The organism is Acidovorax sp. KPB24-03 (assembly GCF_057546605.1).
On the sequence record NZ_BAAJYR010000007.1, the window covers coordinates 16,299 to 29,877 of the forward strand.

General features: G+C 61.8%; 11 protein-coding genes and 1 pseudogene. 9 read left to right on the plus strand and 3 right to left on the minus strand.

Features of this window, described 5'->3' with window-relative positions:
• Positions 1–158 precede the first annotated feature (158 nt).
• Together greA and AC27KI_RS02540 are read left to right on the plus strand one after the other, a co-directional pair.
• Positions 159–633: pseudogene (gene greA / locus AC27KI_RS02535) on the plus strand (transcription elongation factor GreA).
• Positions 634–648: 15 nt separating this feature from the next.
• On the plus strand, positions 649–1,056 hold the full coding sequence (locus tag AC27KI_RS02540) for a DUF4149 domain-containing protein (RefSeq protein ID WP_487087441.1): 408 nt from the start codon (positions 649–651) through the stop codon (positions 1,054–1,056).
• 36 nt (positions 1,057–1,092) lie between these two features.
• Here AC27KI_RS02540 and AC27KI_RS02545 read toward each other — a convergent pair whose 3' ends face one another.
• Positions 1,093–1,836, minus strand: coding sequence for a glycosyltransferase (locus AC27KI_RS02545; protein WP_487087442.1), 744 nt, complete (start codon positions 1,834–1,836; stop codon positions 1,093–1,095).
• The gene (locus tag AC27KI_RS02550; RefSeq protein ID WP_272568941.1) at positions 1,836–2,312 is read right to left on the minus strand and encodes a YhbY family RNA-binding protein; all 477 of its coding nucleotides are present in this window, start codon (positions 2,310–2,312) and stop codon (positions 1,836–1,838) included. The genes AC27KI_RS02545 and AC27KI_RS02550 overlap by 1 nt, the downstream gene beginning before the upstream one ends.
• A 21-nt stretch (positions 2,313–2,333) precedes the next feature.
• Between AC27KI_RS02550 and AC27KI_RS02555 the strand changes: the two genes are divergently transcribed.
• The 4 genes from AC27KI_RS02555 (at position 2,334) to glmM (ending at position 7,398) form a co-directional block, all read left to right on the plus strand.
• The gene (locus tag AC27KI_RS02555; RefSeq protein WP_284428552.1) at positions 2,334–2,996 is read left to right on the plus strand and encodes an RlmE family RNA methyltransferase; all 663 of its coding nucleotides are present in this window, start codon (positions 2,334–2,336) and stop codon (positions 2,994–2,996) included.
• Positions 2,997–3,185: 189 nt separating this feature from the next.
• Positions 3,186–5,105 carry an ATP-dependent zinc metalloprotease FtsH gene (ftsH, locus tag AC27KI_RS02560; protein WP_487112476.1) on the plus strand — a complete coding sequence of 640 codons (1,920 nt, stop codon included), beginning with the start codon at positions 3,186–3,188 and terminating at the stop codon, positions 5,103–5,105.
• An 84-nt stretch (positions 5,106–5,189) separates the two neighbouring features.
• The gene (gene folP, locus AC27KI_RS02565; RefSeq protein WP_317357745.1) at positions 5,190–6,029 is read left to right on the plus strand and encodes a dihydropteroate synthase; all 840 of its coding nucleotides are present in this window, start codon (positions 5,190–5,192) and stop codon (positions 6,027–6,029) included.
• Positions 6,030–6,063: 34 nt separating this feature from the next.
• Entirely contained in the window at positions 6,064–7,398 is a 1,335-nt protein-coding gene (glmM, locus tag AC27KI_RS02570; RefSeq protein ID WP_284428549.1) for a phosphoglucosamine mutase, read from the plus strand.
• 52 nt (positions 7,399–7,450) lie between these two features.
• On the opposite strand, the gene AC27KI_RS02575 is transcribed toward glmM, so the two are convergent.
• A complete protein-coding gene (locus tag AC27KI_RS02575) occupies positions 7,451–9,670 on the minus strand; it encodes a sensor domain-containing protein (RefSeq protein WP_487112493.1) in 2,220 nt (739 codons plus the stop codon).
• A gap of 256 nt (positions 9,671–9,926) precedes the next feature.
• Here AC27KI_RS02575 and AC27KI_RS02580 point away from each other — a divergent pair, with 256 nt between their 5' ends.
• From AC27KI_RS02580 to AC27KI_RS02590, 3 genes are read left to right on the plus strand one after another with little or no spacing between them, the layout of a single operon-like run.
• Positions 9,927–10,763 carry a GNAT family N-acetyltransferase gene (locus tag AC27KI_RS02580; protein WP_284428547.1) on the plus strand — a complete coding sequence of 279 codons (837 nt, stop codon included), beginning with the start codon at positions 9,927–9,929 and terminating at the stop codon, positions 10,761–10,763.
• A gap of 16 nt (positions 10,764–10,779) precedes the next feature.
• Positions 10,780–13,068 (plus strand): polyphosphate kinase 1, encoded by a 2,289-nt coding sequence (ppk1, locus tag AC27KI_RS02585; protein WP_487112478.1) that lies wholly within the window; start codon positions 10,780–10,782, stop codon positions 13,066–13,068.
• A complete protein-coding gene (locus AC27KI_RS02590) occupies positions 13,065–13,529 on the plus strand; it encodes a SixA phosphatase family protein (protein ID WP_284428546.1) in 465 nt (154 codons plus the stop codon). Before ppk1 ends, AC27KI_RS02590 begins: the two co-directional genes overlap by 4 nt.
• Positions 13,530–13,579 lie beyond the last annotated feature (50 nt).

A 13,579-nucleotide genomic window follows, 5' to 3' on the forward strand; every position in this document is an offset into this window, starting at 1 on the left:
CGCCTCAAACGCGGCATAATCGCCACTGACCAGAGACCGCCGCGCGGCAACGCGCGGCGGTTTCCTTTTGGGGCGTCCGTTTGTGCATCCACGGGTGTGCAAGACGCCAGGAGGGCCGCGCGTTGCGCGGCGTCGAATTGAACGTGGAGACTGATTCAATGGCCACCATTCCCATTACCAAGCGCGGCGCTGAAAAGCTCAAGGAAGAGCTGCACCGTCTGAAGACCGTCGAACGCCCTGCGGTGATCAATGCCATCGCCGAGGCGCGTGCCCAGGGCGATCTGAGCGAAAACGCCGAGTACGAGCGCCAAAGACCGGCAGGGTTTCATCGAAGGCCGCATCCAGGAAGTCGAGAGCAAGTTGTCCGCTGCGCAGATCATCGACCCCACCGCGCTGGACGCGGGCGGCAAAGTGGTGTTCGGTGCCACCGTGAAGCTGGAAGACGAAGAGAGCGGCGATGCCGTCACCTACCAGATCGTGGGCGAGGACGAGGCCGACTTGAAGCTGGGCCTCATCAATGTGTCCAGCCCCATCGCTCGCGCGCTGATCGGCAAGGAAGAGGGCGACACGGCCGAGGTCCAGGCCCCCGGTGGCCTGCGCCGCTATGAAGTGGTGGGCGTGAGCTACATCTGAGCGAAAGACGCTGCCATGTATGACCGCGTGCCCGTTCTGGCCGCCGCATTGTGGTGGGGGAGTCTGTCGGCCATCGGGTTCCTGGCCGTACCGCTCCTGTTCGTGCATTTGCCTACACCGGCGCTGTCCGGCAACATGGCCGCACGCCTTTTCGAGGCACAAACCTTCGTCTCGATCGCTTGCTGCGTGTGCCTTCTCCTGTTGTCCAAACGACGGCATGCAGAGACGCAGGAGGATTGGGCCCAGGCTGCGCTGGTCTTCGTGATCGCCGGGCTTTTACTGGCGTTGCTGGTGCAGTACGGCGTATCGCCCCGCATCGTCGCTCGCCAGAACCTACGGCTGTGGCACAGCGTGGGCAGCGTGATGTACACGTTGCAGTGGGGATGCGCTCTGGCCGTCCTGTGGCGAACGTCCCGGCGCTGATTTCTCGGCGCAGGGGACGGTCCTTTTACTGCCCGTTTACTCTTTCCAGTGCTCGGCCACCCAGGTGGCAGGCTGGATGTGGCGAAAGCGGCGATTGCGCCGGCCCGCAAGGGCATCGGGCGGGTTGCACTCACCGTGAAAGATCACGATGCGCGCGTCGGCCGGAACGATCGGCGGCTTCCAATAATTGGAAGGCCATGCAGGGATGCAGTGGTACTTGAAGCTGGGGCACCAGCCTGCGGGCCAGTAGCTCAGCTTGCCCTGCTGATGCAGGAAGTCCGAAAGGTAGGCCTGTTCGTTGCGAAACTTCCGGCGGATGGCATCGAAGTGACCGCGAAAGTATTCGAGTACGTCGGGGTGTGCACCGATCTCGAACCGATACACCGATGAATTGCCGGTGATACGCCAGGGCCGTTTGTAGTCATGGATGATCAGGAACTCGCCCGGCGCTTCGAAAAAGGCATCCAGGCTGCCGGTGACGACGACATCCACGTCCAGGAACAGTGCGGTGCCTGACAGGCCATGCAGATCGGCGCTGAACGTGGCGAGCTTGGTCCAACCGCGCTCCGGAATGCCGGTGGGCAGATCCAGTGCGGGAATCGGAAGGCATTGCACTTCGGCCCGGATGCCCGTCGAATCATCCGTCAGGCAGACAAAGCGAAAATCCCCAGTGAGATGGCGCCGAACCATGGCGTAAAGCCGGTTCACATATTCGGGGCCGTATTTGGTGCCCCATTTCATGCAGATCACGTGGCGCGTTCGCGCCGTGCTGGAGCCCATCAATCGGCCTGGCGCTTCTTGACGGATTTCTGCTTGGGCTTCTTGGCCCGCTTGATCTGGCCGCCGGGCGTCAATCGCTGGTTGCCAAGGACGCGCAACTGCTTGATCTCGGGCCGCTGGCCGCCGCGCTTGCTGAATTTGAGCACTTTCACATCGCGAGGGCCGGGCATGCGATCTTCGTCGACGGTGCGCTCCTTGGGAGGCTGCGGGCGCCAGAGCACCAGCAACTTGCCGATGTGTTGGATGGGTGCAGCGTTGAGTTCTGCCGCCAATGTCTGGTAAATCTGTTCGCGCGATGTCCGGTCGTCGCTGAAGACGCGGACTTTGATCAATCCGTGGGCATTGAGGGCAGCGTTGATTTCTTTTTGGACAGCGGGGGTCAACCCATCGCCGCCGATCAGGACGACGGGGTCCAGATGGTGGGCATTAGCGCGGTGTTCCCGGCGCTCTGCGGGAGTCAATTGAATTTGGGGCATGGGCCGTATTATCGAGGCAGGATGAAAACAAACACGAAAAGCAAGAAGGTGAACAAGGCATGGCTCCATGACCATGTCAACGACACCTACGTCAAGCTCGCCCAGAAAGAGGGCTATCGCGCCCGTGCCGCTTACAAACTCAAGGAAATCGATGAGCAGCTGGGGCTGATCAAGCCAGGGCACATCGTGGTCGACCTGGGCTCCTCGCCAGGGGCCTGGAGCCAGTACCTGCGGCGTCGCATGTCGCCAGGAGGCGCGGCAGTCGGCCAACTCAACGGCACCATCATCGCCCTGGATCTGCTGCCCATGGAGCCGATCGAAGGGGTCGGCTTTCTCCAGGGCGATTTCCGGGAGGACGATGTTCTGGCGCAGTTGCAGGAAGCCGTCCAGGGGCGGGCTGTCGACGTGGTGGTTTCCGACATGGCCCCCAATCTGTCCGGAATCGAGTCAGCCGACGCGGCGCGCATTTCCCACCTGATCGAACTGGCCGTCGAATTCGCCGTGCAGCACCTCAAACCCGAAGGGGCGCTCGTGGTCAAGCTGTTCCATGGCAGCGGGTATGCGCAGCTGGTGCAGTTGTTCAAGGAAACATTCAAGGTGGTCAAACCCATCAAGCCCAAAGCCTCGCGGGACAAATCTTCCGAGACTTTTTTGGTGGGAATCGGCTTGAAAAAGCAGGCTTGAACAGTATGAACGCGGTTCGTCAGCGGTTGCAACCCATGCCAATGCAGTCTTGCCGTGGGTTGACCATGGCCTCTGCTGGGGTAAATCGCACCGCCTTCCACCTTGAAACGCCTAAAATGCGCCCTAAATGCGCTAGGACGTCTCCATGACACGTTCATGGCGTTATCCCCTTTGCTTCTGGAGCCCCGCTTGAACAATCAGTGGTTTTCAAAAATTGCCGTGTGGCTGGTCATCGCCATGGTGCTCTTTACGGTGTTCAAACAGTTCGACACCCGTTCAGGCGCCAGCGCGGGCTCCGTGGGGTACTCCGAATTCCTGGAGGAGGTGCGCAGCAACCGGATCAAGAGCGCCACGATCCAGGAAGGGCAGGGTGGCACGGAGATCATTGCCACTACCACCGATGACCGCAAATTGCGCACCACCGCGACCTATCTGGACCGCGGATTGGTCGGCGATCTGATCAACAACAACGTCAAGTTCGACGTCAAGCCACGGGAAGAGGGCTCGCTTTTGATGACCCTGCTCGTCAGCTGGGGCCCCATGCTCCTGCTGATCGGCGTGTGGGTGTACTTCATGCGTCAGATGCAGGGTGGCGGCAAGGGCGGGGCTTTCAGCTTCGGCAAGAGCAAGGCCCGCATGCTGGACGAGAACAGCAATCAGGTGACCTTTGCCGACGTGGCAGGATGCGACGAAGCCAAGGAAGAAGTCAAGGAAGTCGTCGACTTCCTCAAAGACCCTCAGAAATTCCAGAAACTCGGTGGCCGCATTCCTCGGGGCCTTCTGTTGGTGGGCCCTCCGGGCACGGGCAAGACGCTGCTGGCGAAGTCCATTGCCGGCGAAGCCAAGGTTCCGTTCTTCAGCATTTCCGGCTCCGACTTCGTGGAAATGTTCGTGGGCGTGGGCGCGGCCCGCGTGCGCGACATGTTCGAAAACGCCAAGAAGAATGCGCCCTGCATCATCTTCATTGATGAAATCGATGCGGTGGGCCGCCAGCGCGGCGCCGGCCTGGGTGGTGGCAATGACGAACGCGAACAGACCTTGAACCAGATGCTGGTCGAGATGGACGGCTTCGAGACCAATCTCGGGGTGATCGTGGTGGCCGCCACCAACCGCCCTGACATCCTGGATGCCGCCTTGCTGCGCCCGGGCCGATTCGACCGCCAGGTGTATGTGACGCTGCCCGATATCCGCGGCCGTGAGCAGATCCTGAACGTGCACATGCGAAAGGTGCCCGTCGGCCAGGACGTGAACCCGAGCGTCATCGCTCGTGGAACTCCCGGCATGTCGGGCGCGGATCTGGCCAATCTTTGCAACGAAGCGGCTTTGATGGCGGCACGCCGCAGTGCGCGCACCGTGGAGATGCAGGATTTCGAGAAGGCCAAGGACAAGATCATCATGGGCCCCGAGCGTAAGAGCATGGTGATGCCCGAGGAAGAGCGCCGCAATACGGCCTACCACGAGTCTGGCCACGCGCTGATCGGCAAGTTGCTGCCCAAGTGCGATCCGGTCCACAAGGTCACCATCATTCCGCGTGGTCGTGCACTGGGCGTGACCATGAGCCTTCCCGAAAAGGACCGCTACAGCTACGACCGCGAGTACATGCTGAACCAGATCAGCATGCTGTTCGGCGGACGGATTGCCGAAGAGGTGTTCATGAACCAGATGACCACCGGCGCCAGCAACGATTTCGAACGTGCCACCTCGATCGCCCGGGACATGGTGACGCGTTACGGCATGACGGAGGCGTTGGGCCCGATGGTCTATGCCGAGAACGAGGGCGAGGTTTTCCTCGGCCGCTCGGTGACCAAGACCAACAACATGAGCGAGCAGACGATGGAAAAGGTCGATGGCGAGGTTCGCCGCATCATCGACGAGCAATACGCGTTGGCACGCAAGCTGATCGAAGACAACAGCGACAAGATGCATGCCATGGCCAAGGCGCTGCTGGAGTGGGAGACGATCGACACCGAGCAACTCGACGACATCATGGCAGGCAAGCCTCCGCGTCCTCCCAAGGACTGGACGCCTCGCACGCCGTCGTCGGGTGGGGATAACTCGGGCGGCGGCACGCCGGCCGTGACGACCGAACCTGCTCCTTCGGCCGCTTGAGCCTGCGGCGGAACGCTGCAACCAACAACGGGGCCTGTGTGCCCCGTTTTTGTGTTCTTCTCGTTTAAACCATTCCACGTGTCGATGCACTGGCAGACCAGCCGATTCCAGATCGATCTCTCACGGCCTCGGGTCATGGGTATCGTGAATGCCACTCCGGATTCCTTTTCCGATGGCGGGCGGCACGCCACCACCCTGGACGCGATGCGCCACTGTGAAAGCCTGCTGGCGCAGGGGGCCGACATTCTGGACATCGGGGGGGAATCCACCCGCCCAGGCAGTCCCGCCGTCTCGCTGGATGAGGAGTTGGCTCGGGTGTTGCCGCTGGTCCGGTTGGCGGTGGGCCTGGGCGTGCCATTGTCCATCGACACCTACAAGCCCGAGGTGATGCGTGCGGTGCTGGACATGGGCGCTGACATCATCAACGACATCTGGGCCCTTCGGCAACCCGGAGCCATGGCCGTGGTGGCCGGCCATCCTGCATGCGGGGTGTGCCTGATGCACATGCACCGCGACCCCCAAACCATGCAGGCGGCTCCGATGGAGGGAGACGTGGTCTCTCAAGTGCTATCTTTTTTAGAGCAATGTGCTCTAGATTTACATGCGCTGGGGGTCGAAAAGAGTCGCATCGTGCTGGACTGCGGCATCGGCTTTGGCAAGACGGTGGAGCAGAACTTCGCGCTCCTTGCCAGCCAGCCTTTGCTGTCCCGCGCGGGCTACCCCTGGCTGGCTGGCTGGTCGCGCAAATCGTCGCTCGGTGCGGTCACGCAGTGGCCGGTTTCAGAGCGCATGGTCCCGAGCGTGGCCGCGGCGTTGTTGGCCGTGGAGCGTGGCGCGCGCATCGTGCGTGTGCACGATGTGCGCGAAACCGTCGCCGCATTGCAAGTCTGGCAGGCCTCTCAAATTCCCCCACCCTCACTCTAGCCTGCGGATATCCTTCAGGCGGAGGCAAAAAATCATGACACGTCGATATTTCGGTACGGATGGCATCCGCGGCACCGTAGGGCAGGCGCCCATCACTCCCGACTTTGTGCTGCGGCTCGCGCATGCGGTGGGCCGGGTTTTGCGCCGCAAGGAGGAGCGGCCCACGGTGTTGATCGGGAAGGACACGCGCATTTCCGGCTACATGCTGGAGAGCGCGCTGGAGTCCGGCTTCAACTCTGCAGGGGTGGATGTGGTACTGCTGGGCCCTTTGCCCACGCCCGGCGTGGCGTACCTGACACGTGCCCAGCGCGCCAGCCTGGGTGTTGTGATCAGCGCCAGCCACAATGCCTATCCGGACAATGGCATCAAGTTCTTCAGCGCTCAAGGGACGAAGCTCTCCGATGAGTGGGAAATGGCGGTGGAGTCGGCTCTGGATGAAGCCCCGGTCTGGGCGGACTCCGCCTCGTTGGGCAAAGCGAGGCGCCTGGAAGATGCGGCAGGCCGCTACATCGAATTTTGCAAGAGCACATTCCCGCAGGATCTGACCCTCAAGGGGGTGAAAATCGTGGTGGATGCGGCCCACGGCGCGGCGTATCACATCGCGCCCAAGGTGTTTCATGAACTGGGCGCGGAAGTGTTGGCCATCGGCTGCTCCCCCGATGGCCTGAACATCAACCACCAAGTCGGTGCGACCCATCCCGAAGCCTTGGTGCGGGCGGTCCGGGCCAACCACGCGCACTTCGGCGTGGCGTTGGATGGTGACGCGGATCGGCTCCAGATGGTGGACGCGGCGGGGCGCCTCTACAACGGCGACGAACTGCTGTATCTCATGGCCTCTGACCGTTTGGGCCGGGGCGAGCCGGTGCCGGGCGTGGTCGGCACGCTCATGACCAACATGGCGGTAGAGCTTGCGCTCAAGGCGCAGGGCATACAGTTCGTGCGTGCCAAAGTCGGCGACCGCTATGTGCTGGAAGAGTTGGCCCGCCATCGCTGGCTTTTGGGCGGAGAGGGTTCAGGGCACCTGTTGGCCCTGGACCGCCATACGACCGGCGATGGCCTCATCAGCGCCCTCCAGGTGCTTCAGGCGTGTGTTCGCAACGCCTGCGGTTTGCCGGACATGCTGGCGAGTGTGCAACTCTTTCCGCAGGTGCTCCTCAATGTCCGGCTGGCTCCAGGGCAGGATTGGAAGAGCAACACCACCTTGTCAGACACCTTGCGTTCCGTGGAGGCGGCATTGGGCGAAACCGGGCGGGTATTGATCCGCGCCAGCGGAACCGAACCTCTGCTGCGCGTGATGGTGGAGGCCAGCAATGCCGACCATGCCAATCACTTCGCGCAACAACTGGCAGATGCGGCGCGTGCGGGGTGAGTCCATCTGCGGCGTGCTTCAGTATCTGAGCCTGCGCAGCGTCTGATCCGGCCTATTGCGCTGCATGCTGCCGCTGTAGCAGGGCGGTGATCTGGTGGGCGGGCAAAGGCTTGCTGAAGTAATAGCCCTGTGCTTCGTCGCAACCTTGTTCGCGAAGGTATGACAGCTGCTCGCTCGTTTCCACGCCCTCGGCCGTGGTCCGGATGCCCAGAGCCTGCGCCATGCGAATGATGGCGCTGACGATGGCCCGGTCGTTGCTGTCATTGCCCAAGTCCCGCACGAACGACTGGTCGATCTTGAGCTTGTAGATTTGGAAGCGCTTGAGTTGGCTCAGCGAAGAATATCCCGTGCCGAAATCGTCCATGGACATGCGCACGCCCCGGGCATGCAACTGGTCCATGGTGGCGATGGCGGAACGGGGGTCGTCCACTGCGACGCCTTCGGTCAGTTCGAGCTCCAGCCGGTTGGCCCGCAGCGAAGTGCTGTCCAGAAGCCGGCTGACCAGTTCGGGCAACTGCGGCTGTCTGAACTGCAGTGCCGATAGATTGACCGCCATGGCCAGCCAGTCCATGCCCATGGTGTGCCAGTGCTGCAACTGGTCCAAGGCTGTATGCATGACCCATTCGCCGATCTGCAGGATCTGGCCGCTGTCTTCTGCGATGGGGATGAACTCTGCGGGAGAGATGCTCCCGAGGTCGGGATGCTCCCAGCGGAGCAGCGCTTCCACGCTGCGGATCTCGCCCGTCGCGATGGTGATCTGCGGTTGGTAGTGCAAATGCAGCTGGTTGCGCTCCAGAGCGCGCCGCAGGGCATTTTCCAGAAGGAGGGCACGCACCGACTGGGCCTGCATTTCCGGGGTGAAGAAGCGGTAAGTGTTTCGACCGTCCAGCTTTGCCCGGTACATGGCCACATCGGCGGACTGGGTCAGGGTGTCGAAATCCGCGCCGTCCTGTGGAAACAGTGCGATGCCCATCGAAGGCGCCATCGTGAGTTCGTGGTGCCCAATCTGGTAATGCTGGCGCGACGCCTCCTGCAGCTTGCCTGCGACACGTGCCGCTCCATGCGCGTTGGCCCCGGGCAGCAGCAGAATGAATTCGTCGCCCCCTAAGCGCGAAACGGTGTCCTTGTCCCGCACGACCGCCCGGAGCCTTTTGGCGATTTCCACCAGCAGAGCATCTCCGACCCGGTGGCCCAGCGAGTCGTTCACGTGCTTGAAGTGATCGAGGTCGAGGAAGATCACAGCGAGGGGCGTGCCCCCTTCGCTGGCAGCGCGGATCGCAAGGTGGCTGCGCTCAGCCAGGAGCGTGCGGTTCGGCAGACCGGTCAATGGATCATAGTGGGCCAGCCAATAGATGCGTTCCTGGTCGTGCTTGCGATCGTTGATCTCGCGATGCAGGTTGTCCACGGTTTCGCTGAGCTGCCGCGTCCGCTGGTGCACCTGACGCTCCAGGTCAGCATGCATCCGGGCCAGCTCTGCCTGTGCCTGGCGCTGCTCGCTGACATCCATGGCAATGCAAACCGATCCATTGGCCGGACGGGCAGGGTCGATGGCCTTGACGCGCACTTCGCACACCACGGCACGGCCATCCTTGCCGCGCAAGGTCATCTCGCCCACGAAGATCTTGCCGTCCGTCAGTGGTTCGTAGCAGCGCTTTTTCGCATCTTCCCAGTCCGCGTCGCTGAAATGCCATTGCCGCGTCGCTGCGTTGGCCAGCTCCCCAGGACCATAGCCCAGCATCTGTTCGAAGTGCTGGTTGCACCGCGTCATGCGCTGATTGGAGATGAACGCGATGCCCACCATGGCGTGGTCGAAAAGGGCCTGCTTTTCCTGCACTACGGCGTGAAGCTGGGTTTGCGCATGCCGCTGCTCATCGATGTCATCGATGATCCAGATCGAGCCTTCCGCCGTGTCGGCGGGGTTGATCAGCCGACCGGCCAAGCTGCTCCAGAACAAGCGGCCGTTGCAGCGCCGCATCTGGCATTCCGTGCGGTAGGTATCCCCACGCGCAAGCACCGGATAGGCATTGCGTCCCAAGTCCCGGAACGCGTCGAGGGTGGGATACAGGGCCTGGCTGCTCAGCCCGATGGTTTCCTCGACCGTTTCATAGCCAAAGATATCGGCATAGCGTTGGTTGCAGCGAACGATCTGCCGTTGGCGGATGAAAACGATGCCCACCCCGGCGCTGTCCAACAAAGTCTGCTGCTCGCGAAGGATGCGTTGCAAAGTCGGCCCGGGCTGAGAAAGTACGGGCGCATCAAGCGTGGGGCACATGGAAATGAGTGAAGCCCTGGCGGGCGGCAAGTTGTGCGAAAGTGTAGCAGTCGCCCCTGAAATCCCGAGTTCGGGATTGTCTCGATCAAAAGCGCGATGCATATCTTCTGGCAGGCCAGGCTCCGTCCTTTCCAAGTCATGAAGCTGTCATGGCCTGGACATGGCGGCGTCACTGCCGTTTGCCACAGTCTCGTCCAAGCGGGAAGGGCAACGCTCCTTCAAGCTGTGATCCAACCACCCTTGCAGGGAGAGACGAGTGAACGAACTACCCATCCCGACGATGCCCTTGTGTCCAGACTCATTGCCCAGGGGGTCACTTCATCGCCCTGGCCATTCGGGCGATGTGGCAAGCCGTTTGTCCACCGAAGGCGGGGTGGAAGTGGCTTGGGCGCGACATCTCGACGAAGTCCGGGAAGCCCAGCGCCTGAGGTTCGAGGTGTTCGCATCGGAGATGGGAGCGCGACTCAATACCTCGGTGGCCGGCCATGACGTGGACCTTTTCGACGAATATTGCGAGCACCTGCTGGTTCGGGACATCGCCACGCGTCAGGTCATTGGTACCTACCGCGTACTCACTCCCGCTCAAGCCCGCCGGGTCGGCGGTACCTACAGCGATACCGAGTTCGACCTGACACGGCTGCGCACGCTCCGCTCTCGAATGGTCGAGTTGGGGCGAAGCTGTGTCCATCCCGACTATCGGCACGGAGGCGTGATTCTGGCGCTTTGGAGCGCCCTGGCGGATTTCATGGTGCGCAATCAACTCGACACCATGATCGGTTGCGCCAGCATTCCCATGCTGCACAACGGGGTGGTGAGCGGCGATGCGGCTGCAAGCATCTGGAGCCAAGTGCAGAAGTCGCATCTGGCACCCATCGAGTTCCATGTGCGCCCGCGGTTGCCGTTGCCTGTGGATCAATTGGATGGATCACTGGCGATCGAGCCGCCCGCCCTCATCAAGGGCTATTTGCGCCTGGGGGCACGTGTTCTCGGTGCGCCGGCCTGGGACCCTGATTTCAACTCAGCCGATTTGCCAATGCTCATGCGCATTGCGGATTTGCCTTCGCGATACCGCAAGCATTTTCTCGGAGTGTGACGGCGCCTTATCTGTCATGAACATCAGCAAACCTTCCGTGACGCCTTCACCGGAATGTCATGAAAATGTCATGGTGACTGCCAATACTGGGGTGGAACCCATCCCTTCCAAAGCAGCCATGCCGTCGCCTTCCGAGCCTCTCCCCGAATCGTCTCTTCAATCTGCTGTGCCTAACGGGGAAGTCGAGGGGGCCAATGTGCCCCCTTTGCCAGAGAAATCGTTGAACTCCGATCCTGATTTTCTCAATCGCGACCACAGCATTCTTGCTTTCAATGAGCGGGTATTCGACTGGGCCGCCCGGGTCGATGTGCCGCTGCTCGAGCGTTTGCGATACCTCTGCATCGTTTCTTCCAATCTCGATGAATTTTTCGAGGTGCGTGCCGCGGCCCATCTGACTGCCGCTCAGAACGGCGATACCAAAGGCCCGTATACCGTCGCTTCGTTCGAGGAGCTGGCTGCCAAAGCCCATGACCTTGTCGCGCGGCAATACGCGCTGTACAACGACTCGCTCACCCCGGCCTTTGCAGCCCAGAACATCCACATCGTCTCCCACGGCGACCGTACCGGGGCACAGAGACGCTGGGTGAACGAGTATTTCGACCGGGAGGTTCGTCCTCTGCTGATCCCGGTCGGCCTGGACCCGTCGCATCCGTTCCCGCAGGTCGCCAACAAGTCGCTGAATTTCATCGTGCGTTTGAAAGGCAACGATGCCTTTGGACGCGAGAATGAAATTGCCATCGTCAAGGTGTCTCGCGTCTTGCCGCGCCTGATACGCATGCCCGCCAAAGTGGCCGTGACAGGAGCGCAGTTTGTCAGTCTGTCCAGCATTGTGCGGGCACACCTGGCAGAGCTCTTCACCGGGCGCGAAGTGACCGAGTTTTCCCAGTTCCGTGTCACGCGCCATTCCGATCTGGCCGTGGATGAAGACGATGTGCGCAATCTGCGCACGGCGCTGCGTCAGGGGTTGGAGCACCGCCACTATGGCCAAGCGGTACGGCTGGAGGTGTCATCGAGCTGTTCGCGGTTCTTGTCAGATTTTCTGCAATTGCAGTTTGCCCTTCCCGATGCGGCGCTGTACCGCGTGCATGGCCCGGTGAATCTGGTCAGGCTCTCGCAATTGGTGGACCTGGTGAACGATCCGGCACTGCTGTTTCCTCCATGGCGTTCCGTATGGCCACGTCAAATCCAGTCGGGAAGCTCGCTCATCGAACAGATCGGTCGGCGCGATGTGCTGGCCCACCAGCCTTTCGAGAGTTTCGACGCCGTGCTGGCGTTCCTGCGCGAGGCGGTCAACGACCCGCAGGTACTTGCCATCAAGCAAACCATTTACCGCACGGGAGCCGATTCGGAATTGATGGAGTTGCTGCGGGAGGCCGTCCGGCGCGGCAAGGAAGTCATGGCGGTGGTGGAATTGAAGGCGCGCTTCGACGAAGAGGCCAACATCAATTGGGCGGAAGCCCTGGAGTCCATCGGGGCGCAGGTCGTGTACGGTGTGGTGGGCTTGAAGACACACGCCAAGATGCTGCTGGTCACGCGCCGCGAAGGCCGGCACCTGCGCCGCTACGGCCATCTTTCCACGGGCAACTACAACCCGCGGACCGCCCGCCTGTACACCGATCTGAGCTATTTCACGGCCGATGCCGAAGTCACCGCCGACATGGATGCGGTGTTCAATCATCTGGCGAGCCAGAACAAGCTGCCCAAATTGCGCAAGCTGGTGCTCGCGCCTTTCCATTTGCAGCAGCACATGCTGGACATGATCGAGCGGGTGGGAGAGTCCGCGGCCAAGGGCGACGATGCCCGCATCGTGGCCAAGATGAATGCCCTGACGGACGATGTGCTGATGCGCGCGCTCATCAAGGCGGGGCAGCAAGGTGCGCGCATCGATCTCATCGTGCGGGGTGCCTGCATGCTGCCGGCGCAACGCAAGGGCATCACGGACAACATTCGGGTGCGTTCGGTCATCGGACGTTTTCTGGAGCACACCCGGGTGTTCTATTTCCGGGCGGGCAAATCAGAGGATCTGTATCTGTCCAGCGCGGACTGGATGAACCGCAACATGCTGCGTCGTGTGGAGTTGGCCTGGCCCATCACCGACAAGGAACTGCGGCAGCGCATCATCGATGAATGCCTGGTGGCTTACCTGCGGGACGATCGGGACGCCTGGACTCTGCAGCCCGACGGTACGTATGAGCGCGCGCCGCATCCCGTGTCTGGTAAAGGTGCGCAAAAAGCCCTGATGGACCGCTATGCTGCGGCGGCGGGCCGAACAATGGCCCACGGCGGCGGCAGTTCCAAGGCATGATGGATCTGATCCTCTGGCGCCACGCGGAGGCTGAAGAACTCCGTGAGGGAGAAGACGATCTGGATCGTCCTTTGACCGCCCGCGGAGAGAAGCAAGCGGCGCGCATGGCTGCTTGGCTGGATCGGCAACTGCCCGATGGGTTGCGCGTGTTGTCCAGCCCCGCTCGCCGCACCGAGGCCACTGCGAAGGCCCTGGGGCGCAAGTACAAACTGCGCGCCGAGCTATTGCCTGGTGGCACTCCGCAGGAACTGTTGGAACTGGCGCAATGGCCGAAGTCGCGCGGCGCCGTACTGGTGGTGGGGCATCAGCCGGTGTTGGGCCAAGCCGTTGCAAGCCTTTTGGCCTTGCAGGCACCGGAATGTGCGATCCGCAAAGGGTCGGTGTGGTGGCTGCGTCAGCGGCAACGGCCGGAGACCACGGAAACCATCCTGCTGGCCGTGCAGTCCCCGGATTTTCTCTGAGACCAACACCACCATGGGTGCCAGGGCCAACCGGCGCCGAGGGCTCCTGG

Bases quoted from the DNA above. Each gene is read 5' to 3' on its own strand.
- AC27KI_RS02540 (WP_487087441.1), top strand. From the start codon at position 649: ATGTATGACCGCGTGCCCGTTCTGGCCGCCGCATTGTGGTGGGGGAGT.
- AC27KI_RS02545 (WP_487087442.1), bottom strand. From the start codon at position 1,836: ATGGGCTCCAGCACGGCGCGAACGCGCCACGTGATCTGCATGAAATGG.
- AC27KI_RS02550 (WP_272568941.1), bottom strand. From the start codon at position 2,312: ATGCCCCAAATTCAATTGACTCCCGCAGAGCGCCGGGAACACCGCGCT.
- AC27KI_RS02555 (WP_284428552.1), top strand. From the start codon at position 2,334: ATGAAAACAAACACGAAAAGCAAGAAGGTGAACAAGGCATGGCTCCAT.
- folP (WP_317357745.1), top strand. From the start codon at position 5,190: ATGCACTGGCAGACCAGCCGATTCCAGATCGATCTCTCACGGCCTCGG.
- glmM (WP_284428549.1), top strand. From the start codon at position 6,064: ATGACACGTCGATATTTCGGTACGGATGGCATCCGCGGCACCGTAGGG.
- AC27KI_RS02575 (WP_487112493.1), bottom strand. From the start codon at position 9,670: ATGTGCCCCACGCTTGATGCGCCCGTACTTTCTCAGCCCGGGCCGACT.
- ppk1 (WP_487112478.1), top strand. From the start codon at position 10,780: ATGAACATCAGCAAACCTTCCGTGACGCCTTCACCGGAATGTCATGAA.
- AC27KI_RS02590 (WP_284428546.1), top strand. From the start codon at position 13,065: ATGATGGATCTGATCCTCTGGCGCCACGCGGAGGCTGAAGAACTCCGT.